Below are 15,538 nucleotides of genomic sequence, written 5' to 3' on the forward strand. Positions count from 1 at the left end.
CGGGGCGCCTAAGATCAAAAGCAGATCAAGAGCAAGATCAAGAGCGACTCGCTTCGCATCGTGGTTACCGTCTGCTGTTACAACACACAAAGTTGTGTAGATACCTATGCTTATCGCGGCAACCACTCCTGAAACGTCTCCTGCAATTCAACCCCTAGCCGATCCTCCAACTGCACCAACTCTCCCACTGCCATCAGTTGTCCATTGACCCGCACCTCCACACAGCGGGTGACGCCTGGGTCCAAGGGCAGCACCTTCCCCGGTGCGAATGCGGCCAAACGCTTGCGGCTGATCAGTTGCTCCTGCAGCAATATTTCCAGGTGCATGGACAAACGCCTTTTTCAGGGGGAAAACTCAGGGTCCGCTCCCAGGAACGCACGTCGCACACGCTCGTGTTGCGCGGCGCTCAACTGAGGTGGGCCAATCCAGGGCAGTACGTCGCCATCTAGGCCAGCCTGCCCTGGCGATGCATCATCCAGCGGCTGGGCGACATCCAGCTCGGCCACCAGTTTTTCGATAACCTTCACCTGGGCGGGTGGGCCCTTGACCAACAGACTGTTGGTATCCGGATAGGCCATCACCGCAAGGCGGCCATCGGCCAGTTGATCCTTCTGCGCCTGGGATAGCCGAGCTTCGAGCATGGAGGCCATGCCCGGTACCTGGACCTTGTTGGCGCCCGCACCTTGCAGGTGATCGTCCACGAGGACATTGATCACTTTCACCACGCCGAATACCGGGGCGCGCTCTGGCACCTTGCGAGGGGGTCGGTCCATCCGTTGGGCAAGACGCAACACCTGATCGACATAACTGGAAGGGCCGGTTACATAGAACGTACGCCCGCCGTGTTCACGCAGTGGGTAACGCGGCTCATCCAGCCCCGCACGGCGCATGATGCCGCGCAGCTTACTGACGGAAATATGCCGCAGCACCACCGCCGAGCTTCTCGTGTCGTCGGCAGCGTAGAGCTGCAACACCTCGCCACAGGCCGGGCGACTGCCCAGCAACAGCGCGGCGCACAGCAGCGCGCTGAACAGCCAGCGGCAATTGAGGGTTGCGAGTAAATCAGCGTGCACCGTGGGTATGCCTGGCGGTCTGGCCTGAAGAAGCGGCCATACTGCGAGGCACACGAGGTTCAATCATGATCGAAAGCTGACGGCCAGTTGCACCGCCCCACCCATGGCATGTGCCTTGCTTTGCACTCTGTATCAGGCTCGCACCAACGGCGGCACGGGCCTACGGACAAAGGCGTCGTTCCCCTGCAATGGCCTATACGCCAACCTGGGAAACGGCGCTTTTTTTTCAGAAAAAGGCAGGTATTGATGAACGATCCGCTGGCTTGGGTAAACGGCAGCGATGCCCCGGAAAAGAGCAGCCTGGACCTGGGGTTCATGGCCCTGACCGATTGCGCCTCGCTGGTGGTCGCCGCCACCCAGGGCTTCGCCCAACCCTACGGCCTCACCCTCAACCTCAAGCGCCAGGCGTCCTGGGCCAACCTGCGCGACAAGCTGGTCAGCGGTGAACTGGACGCCGCCCACAGTCTCTACGGGCTGCTCTATGCCGTACACCTGGGCATCGGCGGCGTCGCCCCCAGCCCCATGGCGGTGCTGATGGGGCTGAACCAGAATGGCCAGGGCATCAACCTGTCCCATGGCCTACAACAGCAAGGGGTGATCACTCCTGAAGCATTGAAACGCCACGTGCACCAAAGCCGGACAAAACTGACCTTCGCCCAGACGTTTCCCACCGGCACCCACGCCATGTGGTTGTATTACTGGCTGGCGAGCCAAGGCATTCATCCCTTGCAGGATGTGAACAGCGTAGTAGTGCCGCCGCCGCAAATGGTGGCGCACCTGCAAGCCGGCCGCATCGACGGCCTTTGCGTGGGTGAACCCTGGTGCGCCAGCGCAGTGCAACAGAACCAGGGCTTTACCCTGGCGACCAGCCAGGCGATCTGGCCGGACCATCCGGAAAAAGTCCTGGGCTGCACCCAAGCCTTCGTTGACGCCTACCCCAATACCGCACGCGTGCTGGTCATGGCGATCCTGGAGGCCAGCCGGTTTATCGAGCAGAGCCTTGAAAACCGCCGCTCTACCGCCCAGTTGCTCAGTGCCCCTGAATACCTCGATGCGCCTGTGGCTTGCATCGAACCACGCCTGCTGGGGCACTATGACGACGGCCTGGGCAACCAGTGGCAGGATCCCCATGCGCTGCGCTTTTTCGCCGACGGCGAGGTGAACCTGCCCTACCTCAGCGATGGCATGTGGTTCATGACCCAGTTCCGGCGCTGGGGCTTGCTGCGTGAAGACCCGGACTACCTGGGCGTCGCCCGGCAGGTGCAGCAACTGGCGCTGTACCGCCAGGCGGCTGAGGCGCTGGGCATTGCCGAAGGCAACTCGGACATGCGCCGTAGCCAGTTGCTCGACGGCAAGACCTGGGACGGCAGCGACCCCGCCGGCTATGCGCGCAGCTTCCACCTCCACGCCTTGGCCGATAACGCCAACCGCCAAGCGCTGCGCTGACAGGAGCCCGACGATGCTGCGAATCCTGTTGATCAACGACACCCCGCGCAAGGTCGGGCGCCTCAAGGCCGCATTGACCGAGGCCGGCTTTGAGGTGATCGATGAGTCCGGCTTGACCATTGACCTGCCCGCACGCGTCGAAACAGTGCGCCCGGATGTGATCCTGATCGATACCGAGTCACCTGGGCGCGATGTGATGGAGCAAGTGGTGCTGGTCAGCCGCGATCAGCCCCGGCCCATCGTGATGTTCACCGACGAGCACGACCCAAATGTGATGCGCCAGGCCATCAAGTCCGGCGTCAGTGCCTATATCGTCGAAGGCATCCAGGCCCAGCGCCTGCAACCGATCCTCGATGTGGCCATGGCGCGCTTCGAGAGTGACCAGGCCCTGCGCGCCCAGCTGCATGCACGCGACCAGCAACTGGCCGAACGCAAGCGCATCGAATTGGCCAAGGGCCTGTTGATGAAGATGAAGAGCTGTAACGAAGAAGAGGCCTACACCCTGATGCGCCGCCAGGCCATGAGCCGTCAACAGAAACTGATCCAGGTGGCAGAGCAGATTATTGCCATGAGCGAGTTGCTCGGCTGATGTGGCTCAGCTCTTGCTAAAGAATTATCACAGGTAGCCAACGGCGGTTGCCCCCTCCACGACAAAGACGTCGCCCACCCGGTTTGCCCTCGCGAACCCGGTGGCGGCGTTTTTTCGTTTCTAGACCCCCAACCGTTGAGGTGCGTGATGAAATCAAGCTTCTGGAAATCCGGGCACACCCCGACCCTGTTTGCCGCGTTCCTGTATTTCGACCTGAGCTTCATGGTCTGGTACCTGTTGGGCCCCCTGGCGGTGCAGATTGCCGCTGACTTGCACCTGACCACCCAACAACGTGGCCTGGTGGTGGCCACACCGATCCTGGCGGGCGCGGTGCTGCGCTTCTTGATGGGGATGCTGGCCGACAAGCTGTCGCCCAAGACCGCCGGGCTGATTGGCCAGGTAATTGTGATCGTGGCACTGTTCTGCGCCTGGAAACTGGGGATCCACAGCTACGAACAAGCGTTGCTGCTGGGCATGTTCCTGGGCATGGCCGGCGCGTCCTTTGCGGTCGCCCTGCCCTTGGCGTCCCAGTGGTACCCGGCGGAGCACCAGGGCAAAGCCATGGGCATCGCCGGCGCCGGCAACTCCGGTACCGTGTTTGCCGCGCTGCTGGCGCCCGTGCTGGCTGCCGCGTTTGGTTGGAGCAACGTGTTCGGTTTTGCGCTGATCCCACTGGTGCTGACCCTGATCGTGTTCGCCTGGCTGGCGCGCAATGCCCCTCAGCGGCCAAAAGCCAAAGCCATGGCCGACTACTTCAAGGCCCTGGGCGACCGTGACAGCTGGTGGTTCATGTTCTTCTACAGCGTGACCTTCGGCGGGTTTATCGGCCTGGCCAGCGCCCTGCCCGGCTACTTCAACGACCAGTACGGCCTGAGCCCGGTGACCGCCGGCTACTACACCGCCGCCTGTGTGTTCGGCGGCAGCCTGATGCGCCCCTTGGGCGGCGCCCTGGCAGACCGGTTCGGCGGGATCAAGACTCTGCTCGGCATGTACAGCGTGGCGGTGATCTGCATTGCGGCAGTGGGGTTCAACCTGCCCAGTTCCTACGCGGCGTTGGCGCTTTTCGTCTGCACCATGCTCGGCCTGGGCGCCGGCAATGGCGCGGTATTCCAACTGGTGCCGCAGCGTTTTCGCAGTGAGATCGGCGTCATGACCGGCCTGATCGGCATGGCCGGTGGCATTGGTGGCTTCGCCCTCGCGGCGGGCATGGGCGCTATCAAGCAGAGCACCGGCAGCTATCAACTGGCCCTGTGGTTGTTCGCCAGCCTCGGTGTGCTGGCCTGGTTCGGCCTGCATGGGGTGAAACGGCGCTGGAGAACCACCTGGGGTTCGGCCGCCGTGACCGCCGCCCGCATCTGATGAGCCTACGACTGAGCGTCGCCCAGGCCAGTGCCATCGGCCCGCGCAGCGAGAACCAGGATGCCCTGCGGGTGGTCACGCCCATGGCGGAACTGGCCGCCAGCAAAGGCTACCTGTGCGCACTGGCCGATGGCGTCAGCCAATGCGCCGACGGTGGCCTGGCCGCACGCTCGACCGTGCAGGCCCTGGCCCTGGACTACTACGCCACGCCACAGACCTGGAGCGTGGCCCAGGCGCTGGAGCGTCTGTTACTGGCGCAGAATCGCTGGTTGCAAGCCAACGGCGGCGGGCAACCGTTGCTCACCACCCTCAGCGCCCTGGTGTTTCGCGGCCAACGTTTCACCCTGGCCCATGTCGGTGATTGCCGGGCGTATCGTTGGCTTGACGGCGAGTTGCAACGCATCAGCGAAGACCATGTGTGGGAACAGCCGGGCATGCAGCATGTGCTCAAGCGCGCCCTCGGCCTGGATCAGCACCTGGTGCTGGACTTCCTTGATGGCCAACTGCGCGAGGGCGAAAGTTTCCTGCTGCTCAGCGATGGGGTGTGGGCCACGCTGGGCGATCACAGCATCGGCGCGATCCTGCGCGAACAAAGCGACCTCGATCTGGCCGTCAACACACTGGTCAACGCCGCCCACCTGGCGGGTAGCCAAGACAACGCCAGCGCCTTGCTGGTGCGCATCGATCAACTCGGCGCCGCCACCCTCGGCGACGCCCTGGTGCAGTTGCAGCAATGGCCACTGCCGCCACCGCTGAAAGTCGGGCAAACCTTTGAAGGCTGGGAGGTGCAAAGCGTGCTGGCGCAGAGTCGCCAGTCATTGCTGTACCGCGTGCACGACGCCCAGGGGCAACCCTGGCTGCTCAAGACCTTGCCGTTGCGTTGCGAGGATACCGATGCGGCCCAGGCCTTGTTATCGGAGGAATGGTTTCTGCGCCGGGTCGCCGGCCGCGCCTTTCCCGAAGTGCATGCCGCCAGCGGTCGTCAGCATTTATACTACGTGATGCGCGAATACGCCGGACAAACCCTGGCCCAACTGTTCCAACAACAGGGCCCGCTGCCACTGGCGCAATGGCAGTCGGTTGCCGAACGCTTGCTGCGCGCCGTGGGCCTGCTGCATCGCCGGCAGATCCTGCACCGCGACATCAAGCCGGAAAACCTGCTGCTGGGAGAAGATGGCGAACTGCGGGTGCTGGACTTCGGCCTGGCCTATTGCCCCGGGCTCTCCGAAGACCGTGCCCACCTGCTGCCCGGCACCCCGAGTTTTATCGCGCCCGAGGCGTTCGCTGGCGAGCAGCCTACGGCGCAACAGGATTTGTATAGCGTCGGCGTGACCTTGTATTACCTGCTGACCGGGCATTACCCCTACGGTGAAATCGAGGCCTTCCAACGGCCCAGGTTTAACCAGCCCGTCAGCGCCAGCCGTTATCGCCCCGACTTGCCGGAGTGGTTGCCACACAGCCTGGAACGGGCGGTGACCGCAGCCCCGGCCCAACGTTATGAAACCGCCGAAGAATGGCTGTTGGTGCTGGAGCAGGCCGACCGCCGCGAATTGAGCCTACGCCCACGGCCTTTGCTCGAACGCGAACCCTTGAAGGTCTGGCAAACCCTGGCGGTGGCTTCGCTGCTGCTCAATCTGGTGCTGCTGTACTGGCTGCTGCACCACTAACGGGCAGAATCCGCCGGTTCTGCGTGTAAACGCCCAGTAAAACTGGGGCTATAGGGACTTGGCACAGCTGCTGCATTAGCTTTCCCAACAACCCACATATAGCCGTCCCTTCAACGTCGAAGGGTCGAGCTTCCCGAGAGAACGGGACCAGGACAAAGGCGTCCTCGCTAGCTGACTAGCGGGGACGCCTTTTTTGTTTGCGCACGATTTGTCGAGCCATTGCGGAGAACGACATGAAAAAACTCAAACTGGTGATGATCGGCAACGGCATGGCCGGGGTTCGCACCCTGGAAGAGCTGCTCAAGCTGAGCAACGAGCTGTACGACATCACCGTGTTCGGCGCCGAGCCTCACACCAACTACAACCGCATCCTGCTGTCGCCAGTACTGGCCGGTGAGCAAACCTTCGAAGAGATCGTGCTCAACGACCTGGATTGGTACCTGAACAACAACGTCAAGCTGCTGCTCAACCGCAAGGTGGTGCAGATCGACCGGGTCAAACGCAAAGTCATCGCCGAAGACGGCACCGAGGCCGAGTATGATCGCCTGCTGATCGCCACCGGTTCCACGCCGTTTATCCTGCCGATTCCCGGCAATACCCTGCAGGGCGTAATTGGCTACCGCGACATCGCCGACACCCAAGCGATGATCGACACCGCCAAGACTCACAAGCATGCAGTGGTGATCGGCGGCGGCCTGCTCGGCCTGGAAGCGGCCAACGGCCTGATGCTGCGCGGCATGCACGTGACGGTGGTGCACATCGGTGAATGGCTGCTGGAGCGGCAACTGGACAAGACCAGCGGCCAGCTACTGCAAACCGAACTGGAAAGTCGCGGCCTGGTGTTCCGCCTGTGCGAGCAGACCCAGGCCCTGCACGATGCCGGCAACGGCCGCGTCGGCTCGGTGCAGTTCAAAAATGGCGACATCATCCCCGCCGACCTGGTGGTGATGGCTGCCGGCATCCGCCCCAACACCGAACTCGCGGAAAAGTCCGGCATCCCCTGCAACCGTGGGATCCTGGTCAACGACACCATGCAAACCTACGATCCGCGCATCTATGCGATCGGTGAATGCGCCAGCCATCGCGGCATCGCCTATGGCTTGGTGGCGCCGTTGTTCGAACAGGCCAAGGTCTGCGCCAACCACCTGGCCCAACTGGGGTTTGCCACTTACAAGGGCTCGGTGACCTCGACAAAACTTAAAGTCACCGGCATCGACCTGTTCTCCGCTGGCGACTTCATGGGCGGCGAAGGCACCGAGACCATCACCCTCTCCGACCCGATTGGTGGCGTGTACAAAAAGCTGGTGATCAAGGACGACATCCTGGTCGGCGCCTGCCTGTACGGCGATACCGCCGATGGCGGCTGGTATTTCCGCCAGATCCGTGAGAATCACGCCATCGGTGAAATCCGCGATCACCTGATGTTCGGTGAAAATGCACTCGGCGATGTCGGCCACCAAGGCCAGGACAAAGCCATGAGCATGGCCGACAGCGCCGAAGTCTGCGGCTGCAACGGCGTGTGCAAGGGCACCATCGTCAAGGCGATCCAGGAACAAGGGTTGTTCAGTGTCGATGAGGTGAAAAAACACACCAAGGCCGCCAGTTCCTGCGGTTCCTGTGCCGGGCTGGTTGAGCAGATCCTGATCAACACCGTGGGCGGCGCGGCGGACGTCAAACCCAAAAGCGAAAAAGCCATCTGCGGCTGCAGCGACCTCAACCACGGGCAGATCCGCCAAGCCATTCGCGAGCAGCACCTGCTGACCATCGACAGCACCATGCGCTACCTGAACTGGCGCACCCCCAATGGCTGCGCCACCTGCCGCCCGGCCCTCAACTATTACCTGATCTCCACCTGGCCCGGCGAAGCCAAGGACGACCCACAATCGCGGCTGATCAACGAACGGGCCCACGCCAATATTCAAAAAGACGGCACCTACTCCGTGGTGCCACGGATGTGGGGCGGTGTGACCAACCCTTCGGAGCTGCGCCGCATCGCCGATGTGGCCGACAAGTACAACGTGCCGATGGTCAAGGTCACCGGCGGCCAGCGCATCGACTTGCTCGGTATCAAGAAGCAGGACTTGCCAGGGGTGTGGAAAGACCTGGATATGCCGTCCGGGCATGCCTACGGCAAGTCCATCCGCACCGTCAAAACCTGTGTGGGCAGCGAGTTCTGCCGCTTCGGCACGCAGAACTCCACACAACTGGGCATCGAGCTGGAGCATGACCTGTTCAATATGTGGTCGCCCCATAAGGTCAAGTTGGCGGTCTCCGGTTGCCCACGCAACTGCTCGGAAGCGGGCATCAAGGATGTGGGCATTATCGGCGTCGACTCGGGCTGGGAGATGTACATCGGCGGCAACGGCGGGATCAAGACTGAAGTCGCGGAGTTCTTCGTCAAGGTGAAAACCGCCGAAGAAGTGCGCGAATACAACGGCGCGTTCCTGCAGTTGTACCGCGAAGAAGCCTTCTACCTGGAGCGCACCGTGCACTACCTGCAGCGGGTGGGCATGGAGCATATCAAGAAGGCCGTATTGGAAGACCCGGCGCGCCGCCAGGCCCTGAATGAGCGTTTGCAGTTCTCGTTGTCATTCGAGCAGGACCCGTGGAAGGAACGCCTGGAACAGCCGCTGCTGAAAAAGGAATTCGACGTGATCCCTGTCAAACACCTGGAGGTCTCGCTATGAACTGGCTGGATATCTGCGCCCTCGACGAAATCAACGCCTTGGGCTCGCGCATCATCAGCGGGCCCAAAGGTGACATTGCGATTTTTCGCACCAGTGACGATGAAGTCTTTGCCCTCGACGACCGCTGCCCGCACAAGGGCGGGCCGCTATCCCAAGGCTTGATCTACGGCAAGCGGGTGGCCTGCCCGCTGCACAACTGGCAGATCGACCTTGAGTCCGGCCAAGCCCAGGCCCCGGATATCGGCTGTGCCCACCATCATCAGGCCCGGGTCGAAAACGGCCGGGTGATGCTGGCCCTGCGGGACGCGGGTTGATGAACCGTCAGACCACCGCGTCCACCTGCTGTTATTGCGGGGTGGGCTGCGGCGTGCTGATCGAGCATGACGGCGAACAGATCCTGGGGGTGCAAGGCGACCCCAGCCATCCGGCCAACTTCGGCAAGTTGTGCAGCAAAGGCGCGAGCCTGCACCTGACCGGCGACTTGAGCGCCCGTGCGCTTTACCCGCAATTGCGCTTGGGCAAAGCACTGGCACGCACTCGCACCAACTGGGACACCGCCCTGGAGCACGCGGCCAACGTGTTCGCCGATACCATTGCCGAACACGGGCCCGACAGTGTGGCGTTCTATATCTCCGGGCAACTGCTGACCGAGGACTACTACAGCTTCAACAAGTTGGCGCGGGCGTTGGTGGGCACCAACAATATCGACAGCAACTCCCGGCTGTGCATGTCTTCGGCGGTGGTCGGCTACAAGCGCAGCCTGGGCGCCGATGCACCGCCGTGCAGTTATGAAGACCTGGAAAACAGCGACTGCGTGATGATCGTCGGCAGCAATATGGCCTACGCCCACCCGGTATTGTTCCGACGCCTGGAGCAAGCCAAGGCGCAGCGCCCGCAGATGAAAGTGCTGGTGATTGACCCTCGCCGTACCGACACCTGCGACTTGGCCGACCTGCACCTGGCGATTTTGCCGGGCACGGATGTGGCGTTGTTCCACGGGATTTTGCATCTGTTGCTGTGGGAAGACTGGGTCGACCGCGCGTTTATCCAGGCCCACACCGACGGCCTGGCCGAACTCAAGCGCCTGGTGCATGACTACACGCCGCAGATGGTCACGCAGCTGTGCGGCATCAGTGTCGAACAGTTGCGCCTGTGCGCGCAGTGGGTCGGCACCTCCAGCAGCTTTTTGTCGCTGTGGTGCATGGGGCTTAACCAATCCACCGCTGGCAGCGCCAAAAACAGTGCACTGATCAACCTGCATTTAGCCACGGGGACCATTGGTCGGCCGGGCTGCGGGCCGTTTTCCCTGACCGGCCAACCGAACGCCATGGGTGGGCGGGAAACCGGCAGCCTGTCCAACTTGCTGCCGGGCCACCGCGACGCGGCCAACCCTGAACACCGCGCTGAAGTGGCGGCCTATTGGGGCGTGGAACAACTGCCCGCGAACACCGGCCTTACCGCCATCGAACTGTTTGAACAGGTGCAGGCTGGCAAGATCAAGGCGTTGTGGATCGCCTGTACCAACCCAGCCCAATCGCTGCCCGACCAGAACGCGGTGCGCGCCGCCTTGGCCGCTTGCCCGTTCGTGGTGTTGCAGGAAGCGTTTCGTACCACCGAAACCGCGGCCTATGCCGACCTGCTACTGCCCGCCGCCAGTTGGGGTGAAAAAGACGGCACGGTGACCAACTCCGAGCGGCGTATTTCCCACGTGCGCCGCGCCATCAACCCACCGGGTGAAGCACGCGCGGACTGGGCGATCACGGTGGATTTCGCCCAGCGCCTGGAGCGCCGTCTACGTCCGGGGTTGCCGAGCCTGTTCGCCTTTGAACAAGCGGCGCAGTTGTTTGATGAATTCAAGCCACTGACTCAAGGCCGTGACCTGGATATGTCCGGCATCAGCCATGCCCTGCTCGACCGGCTCGGCCCGCAGCAGTGGCCGTTTCCCGAGGGTGCGCAGGCGGGTACGTCGCGCTTGTACACCGACGGTATTTTCCCCACTAACAGTGGGCGGGCGCGGTTTGTCGCCGAGCCTTATCGCGCCGCCAAGGAACAGCGCGATGCGCGATTCCCGTTGACCCTGATCACTGGTCGCCTGCGTGATCAGTGGCACGGCATGAGCCGCACCGGCACCGCCGCCCAGCTGTTCGGGCACGTCAATGAGGCGCTGTTGAGCCTGCACCCGGACGAGCTGCGCCGTCACCGTTTCAAAGAGGGTGACCTGGTCAGCCTGAAAAGCCGTCGCGGCAGCGTGATCGTCGCCGTCGGCAGCGATGACAGTGTGCGCCCCGGCCAAGCGTTCCTGCCCATGCACTGGGGCGACCGTTTTCTCAAGGGCGGCGTCAATACCCTCACGCAACCGGCGTTCGACCCTTTTTCCAAGCAGCCGGAGCTCAAGCACAGCGGCGTGCGCCTGGAAGCAGTGCAACTGCCGTGGCAGCTGTTTGCGCTGATCGAAGGCGATGTGCAGCAGCACTTCGAAGCCTTGCGCCCACTGTGTGAAACCTTCGCCTACGTCAGCCTGAGCCTGGCTGGCCGTGAACGCCCCGCGCTGCTGGTGCGCGCCGCGCATACCGAGGCGCCCGACCTGCAACTGTTGACCCGCATTGACCACCTGCTGGGCCTCAACGACGGCCCGGTAATGGCCTATGACGACCCGCGCCGCTCAATCGGCAAGCGCGTGAAAATCGAGAAAGGCCGCATCACCGCCCTGCGCCTGGCCGGCGAAACCCTGGCCCGTCACTGGCTGCAAAGCCTGTGGCTGGAAGGCCGGGCCGACGAGCAACTGCGGCGCTGGTTGCTGGCGCCCTTGAGCGCGCCACCGGGCGGTACCACGGCCAGCAACAAGATTGTGTGCAACTGCAAGAACGTCAGCGAAAACGCCGTGTGTGCCGGCATCGGCAGCGGCCTGGACCTGGATGGCCTCAAACAGGCACTGGGCTGCGGCACCCAATGCGGCTCCTGCGTGCCGGAAATCAAACGTCTTTTGGCCAGCAACCCGCAGCCAATCGCCATCAGTGTGTAAGGGGAACAACATGAGCGCAAAAGTATGGCTGGTAGGCGCAGGGCCGGGTGATCCGGAGTTGCTGACCCTCAAAGCGGTCCGGGCTCTGCATGCAGCGGATATTGTGCTGATTGATGACTTGGTCAACCCGGCAGTACTGGAACACTGCGCCAGCGCCCGGGTGATTACCGTCGGCAAGCGCGGCGGCTGCCGCTCTACCCCGCAGGAGTTTATTCACCGCCTGATGCTGCGTTATGCGCGCCAGGGCAAGTGCGTGGTACGCCTTAAAGGCGGTGACCCGTGTATTTTTGGCCGCGGTGGCGAAGAGGCGACCTGGCTGCGCGAGCGTGGCGTCGAGGTGGAATTGGTCAATGGCATCACCTCGGGGCTGGCGGGAGCGACCCAGTGCGATATCCCGTTGACCTTGCGTGGCGTGAGCCGTGGAGTGACCTTGGTCACCGCGCATACCCAGGATGACAGCAGCCTGAACTGGCGTGCGCTGGCGGAGGGAGGCACCACGCTGGTGGTGTATATGGGCGTGGCCAAGCTAGAAGAAATCCGCGAGCAGTTACTCAACGGTGGCATGGCTGCGGATATGCCGGTGGCAATGATCGAAAACGCTTCGTTGCCCCAGCAACGCGAATGCCGCAGCTCGCTTGCGGCCATGCATGAAGCTGCAAAAGCCTTTGCGCTCAAGAGCCCGGCCATCCTGGTGATTGGCCAGGTTGCCGGCGCCGCACAGATGGATGGCATCGCCGCTGCGGCAAGCGCCTGAGGCAAATCGCAGGCGAAAAAAAGCCCGGCCTGAGCCGGGCTTTTCTTTACTCAGTAATTACTGAGCTTGAGCTTCAACCGACGCTTCTACGCGACGGTTAACAGCGCGACCAGCTTCAGTTGCGTTGTCAGCAACTGGGCGGGATTCGCCGTAACCAACAGCAGTTACACGGTTAGGAGCAACGCCGTCTTTAACCAGGACTTGCTTAACAGCGTCAGCACGACGCTGGGACAGCTTCTGGTTGTAAGCGTCTGGACCTACGGAGTCAGTGTGACCAGCAACTTCTACGTTGGTAGCTGGGTACTGAGCCATGAAGTCGGCCAGGTTTTTAACGTCGCCGTAGCTGTTAGGCTTAACAACGGCCTTGTCGAAGTCGAACTTAACGTCCAGCTCAACACGAACAACCTGAGCAACCGGAGCTTCTGGCTCTGGAACTGGCTCTGGAGCTGGTGCTGGGGTAGGAGCTGGAGCAGCTGCGCCAGCGTTACCGCCGAAGTTCACGCCCAGGCCAACCAGTGCGGAGTAGTCCCACTTGCCGTTGTCCAGACCGTAGTCAGCTTCAACACCAGCACGAGCGTACAGGTTGTTGGTGAAGTAGTACTTCACGCCGGTACCGATGGTAGCGAAAGTGGTCTGGTCGCGACCGGTGTGGCCGTCAGCGCGCACGTTGCCACGGCTCTGGTGGCCGAAACCGCCTTCAACGTATGGACGCAGGCTATCAACGCCAGCCTGACCGAAGTGGTACTGAGCAACGAGGCTGCCAGTGTCACCTTTGATCTTCTGGTTGCCAGTGCCGTCGTTCGAACGGGTGTGGTTGGTCTTGTCGTACGACAGATTCAACGACAGATCGTCGGTCAGGAAGTAACCAATGCGAGCGCCTGGGTTGAAGCCGTCTTCGATGTGCTTAACGCTATCGTTGTACTGCTTCTTGTAGAACAGCTCGCCTTCAACTGCGCCTTGGCCTTGTGCCAGAACGCCGAAAGAAGTAGCGGCAATAAGAGAACCAATGGCCAAGCCCAAGGTGTTTTTCAGTTTCATCCGTTAAATCCCCATCTGGTGATTGTAAAGCAGTCCCACAAACCGGGGGACAACTCGGCGACAAGTCTAACAGAACTTGCCTACACGTAAGAGATATTTGCTACGCACTAAGTTTCAGTCTCGCCCGCAAATTTCTCACGTAATTTATCAAGAGCACGTTTGTACCGCATTTTTGTAGCACTCAAGCCCATATGCATGATGTCAGCGATTTCCTGGAATTCCAGCTCTGCGACAAAGCGAAGCACCAGAATTTCCCGGTCAATCGGGTTCACATGCACCAACCAGCGATCAAGTCCGCCCTTCTCCTCGGGTGCCGGCGCCTTCTCTTCAGACGCCTCCTCAAGGGGGTCCAGACTCAAAGCGTCCATCAAGCGACGCTTTCGCCGTTCCTTACGATACTGCGTGATGCACTCGTTGTACGTGATGCTGTACAGCCAGGTCTTGAACTTCGATTTGCCCTCGAAGTTCTTCAGGCCGTATAGCACCTTGAGCATCACTTCCTGACAGACATCATCCGCGTCTCTATCGTTCCCCAAATACCTTGAACAAACGTTGAACAGAGTGCGTTGATACCTGCGCATCAATTCTTCGTACGCGCGTGTTACGTGAAACAGCTCCGTGTGCGAGCGCGCGACCAACTCCTCATCAGAGAGCTCACGGGGGTCATAGCGCGTGGACAGCGTTTGGGCTTTATTCAAAACAAGTCGTGCCGACAGTCAGGTCAATGTCCGCTGCAACCCGGTCACCCGGGTTTGCGGCGGCGTACATTAGCAGGATTTGCCGGATTAGCGGCTACTGACCTGCTGCTCCAGGAGAATCCGGTTAGACAGCGACACCAGTTCCCCGTCATCGGTCAGCACGGTCGTCTTGACTGTGCCGATCTCCTCGATTTGCCCTTCGACCTCGCCCACACGCACCTGTTGCCCAACTTGGTACAGCTCACGCACATAGATTCCCGCAAGAATCTGACCGGCAATTTCCCGGCTTCCCAACCCCATGGCCAGCGCAACTGCCAGACCAACGGTAATCAAAACAATCACAATCACGTGGTTGAGCAGGTCAGTTTTGACCTCCAACTGGCTGATCGCGACAGAAATACTGATGATGATCACCAGCCCCTGGGCGATTCGCCCCAAGCCCGCCGCGTAGTCCAAGCCCACGCCTTCGGCGGCCCCGCGCACCAGCCCGTTGGCCAATTGCGCGAGTAAAACCCCCACCAGCAGCACCAGCGCGCCGCCGAACACTTTCGGCAAATACAGTGCCAGCATGTCGAGCGTAGCTGAAACTCGCTCAAGTCCAAGGGACTGCGCCGCAGAAACCAGAAAAATAAGTAGAACGAACCAATAGACGATCTTGCCGATCAGGGTGGAAATCGGTACTTGCAACCCCGCGCGGCCGAGCAATTTGGTCAGGCCAGTGCCGGCCATCAGGCGATCGAGGCCCAGTTTGGCGAGCAATTTGGACAGCAGGGTATCGAGCAGCTTGGCGACGACAAAACCCAGCAATACCAGGACCAGGGCACCAAACAGGTTGGGAATGAAATTCGCCACCTTGGTCCACAATGCGGTCATCGCGGTGACCAGGCTCTGGGTCCAGAGATCAAGTTCCATATTCAATCAGCCTTATCAGCAGTGCTAGCAAGAGGTTTACGACGGGAAACCGGTGACACATGGGCCGAACCGTTGTTCAGGGCCATCATCAATGCCGGCACCCAACGCCCGAGCAGACCGAACAGGTCACCCGCCCCTACCTGACGGTTGGCGGTTTTCAGTACGCGGCCCAGGCAAGCATCGTCATCACGGTTGGATGGCGAAGCATTGAGCATGTCACGCAAAGACTGTTCGAACGGATCGTGCATAGAGACCTCTCGCAAGTGATTTAAAAGACGAGGGTAAAATTCATC

14 protein-coding genes are annotated in these 15,538 nt (G+C 61.3%); 8 read left to right on the forward strand and 6 right to left on the reverse strand.

Translation table 11 applies throughout. From position 1 onward, the window contains the following. Positions 1–110 precede the first annotated feature (110 nt). A complete protein-coding gene (locus A7K61_RS11385) occupies positions 111–326 on the reverse strand; it encodes a FliM/FliN family flagellar motor switch protein (protein ID WP_003193267.1) in 216 nt (71 codons plus the stop codon). Positions 327–341: 15 nt separating this feature from the next. After that, positions 342–1,073 carry a secretin N-terminal domain-containing protein gene (locus tag A7K61_RS11390; protein ID WP_069557558.1) on the reverse strand — a complete coding sequence of 244 codons (732 nt, stop codon included), beginning with the start codon at positions 1,071–1,073 and terminating at the stop codon, positions 342–344. Positions 1,074–1,319: 246 nt separating this feature from the next. On the opposite strand from A7K61_RS11390, the gene A7K61_RS11395 reads away from it, so the two are divergent. The 8 genes from A7K61_RS11395 to cobA all read left to right on the forward strand — a co-directional run bounded on the left by A7K61_RS11395 (position 1,320) and on the right by cobA (position 12,597). Then, the gene (locus A7K61_RS11395; RefSeq protein ID WP_069557559.1) at positions 1,320–2,519 is read left to right on the forward strand and encodes a CmpA/NrtA family ABC transporter substrate-binding protein; all 1,200 of its coding nucleotides are present in this window, start codon (positions 1,320–1,322) and stop codon (positions 2,517–2,519) included. Between the two features lie 13 nt (positions 2,520–2,532). After that, positions 2,533–3,108, forward strand: coding sequence for an ANTAR domain-containing response regulator (locus A7K61_RS11400; protein WP_003193274.1), 576 nt, complete (start codon positions 2,533–2,535; stop codon positions 3,106–3,108). Between the two features lie 147 nt (positions 3,109–3,255). Further along, on the forward strand, positions 3,256–4,467 hold the full coding sequence (locus tag A7K61_RS11405) for a NarK/NasA family nitrate transporter (RefSeq protein WP_069557560.1): 1,212 nt from the start codon (positions 3,256–3,258) through the stop codon (positions 4,465–4,467). After that, complete coding sequence (locus A7K61_RS11410) at positions 4,467–6,134, forward strand: bifunctional protein-serine/threonine kinase/phosphatase (protein WP_069557561.1); 1,668 nt, start codon at positions 4,467–4,469, stop codon at positions 6,132–6,134. Before A7K61_RS11405 ends, A7K61_RS11410 begins: the two co-directional genes overlap by 1 nt. A 233-nt stretch (positions 6,135–6,367) precedes the next feature. After that, positions 6,368–8,821, forward strand: a complete 2,454-nt coding sequence (nirB, locus tag A7K61_RS11415) for a nitrite reductase large subunit NirB (protein ID WP_044275100.1) — start codon at positions 6,368–6,370, stop codon at positions 8,819–8,821. Beyond that, positions 8,818–9,135: a nitrite reductase small subunit NirD gene (gene nirD / locus A7K61_RS11420; protein ID WP_003193279.1), complete on the forward strand. Its 318-nt coding sequence runs from the start codon at positions 8,818–8,820 to the stop codon at positions 9,133–9,135. The genes nirB and nirD overlap by 4 nt, the downstream gene beginning before the upstream one ends. Then, positions 9,135–11,843, forward strand: a complete 2,709-nt coding sequence (locus A7K61_RS11425) for a nitrate reductase (RefSeq protein ID WP_069557562.1) — start codon at positions 9,135–9,137, stop codon at positions 11,841–11,843. The genes nirD and A7K61_RS11425 overlap by 1 nt, the downstream gene beginning before the upstream one ends. A 10-nt stretch (positions 11,844–11,853) precedes the next feature. Then, positions 11,854–12,597, forward strand: coding sequence for a uroporphyrinogen-III C-methyltransferase (gene cobA / locus A7K61_RS11430; protein ID WP_032895801.1), 744 nt, complete (start codon positions 11,854–11,856; stop codon positions 12,595–12,597). A gap of 57 nt (positions 12,598–12,654) precedes the next feature. On the opposite strand, the gene A7K61_RS11435 is transcribed toward cobA, so the two are convergent. The 4 genes from A7K61_RS11435 to A7K61_RS11450 all read right to left on the reverse strand — a co-directional run bounded on the left by A7K61_RS11435 (position 12,655) and on the right by A7K61_RS11450 (position 15,493). Further along, entirely contained in the window at positions 12,655–13,635 is a 981-nt protein-coding gene (locus tag A7K61_RS11435; protein ID WP_044275104.1) for an OmpA family protein, read from the reverse strand. A gap of 107 nt (positions 13,636–13,742) precedes the next feature. Beyond that, positions 13,743–14,333 (reverse strand): RNA polymerase sigma factor SigX, encoded by a 591-nt coding sequence (sigX, locus tag A7K61_RS11440; protein ID WP_003193286.1) that lies wholly within the window; start codon positions 14,331–14,333, stop codon positions 13,743–13,745. An 87-nt stretch (positions 14,334–14,420) separates the two neighbouring features. Continuing rightward, positions 14,421–15,245, reverse strand: a complete 825-nt coding sequence (locus A7K61_RS11445) for a mechanosensitive ion channel domain-containing protein (protein ID WP_003193288.1) — start codon at positions 15,243–15,245, stop codon at positions 14,421–14,423. Positions 15,246–15,247: 2 nt separating this feature from the next. Continuing rightward, entirely contained in the window at positions 15,248–15,493 is a 246-nt protein-coding gene (locus A7K61_RS11450) for a hypothetical protein (RefSeq protein ID WP_003193290.1), read from the reverse strand. Between the last annotated feature and the right edge of the window lie 45 nt (positions 15,494–15,538).

The organism is Pseudomonas sp. AP42 (assembly GCF_001728935.1).
Lineage (GTDB): Bacteria > Pseudomonadota > Gammaproteobacteria > Pseudomonadales > Pseudomonadaceae > Aquipseudomonas > Aquipseudomonas lactis.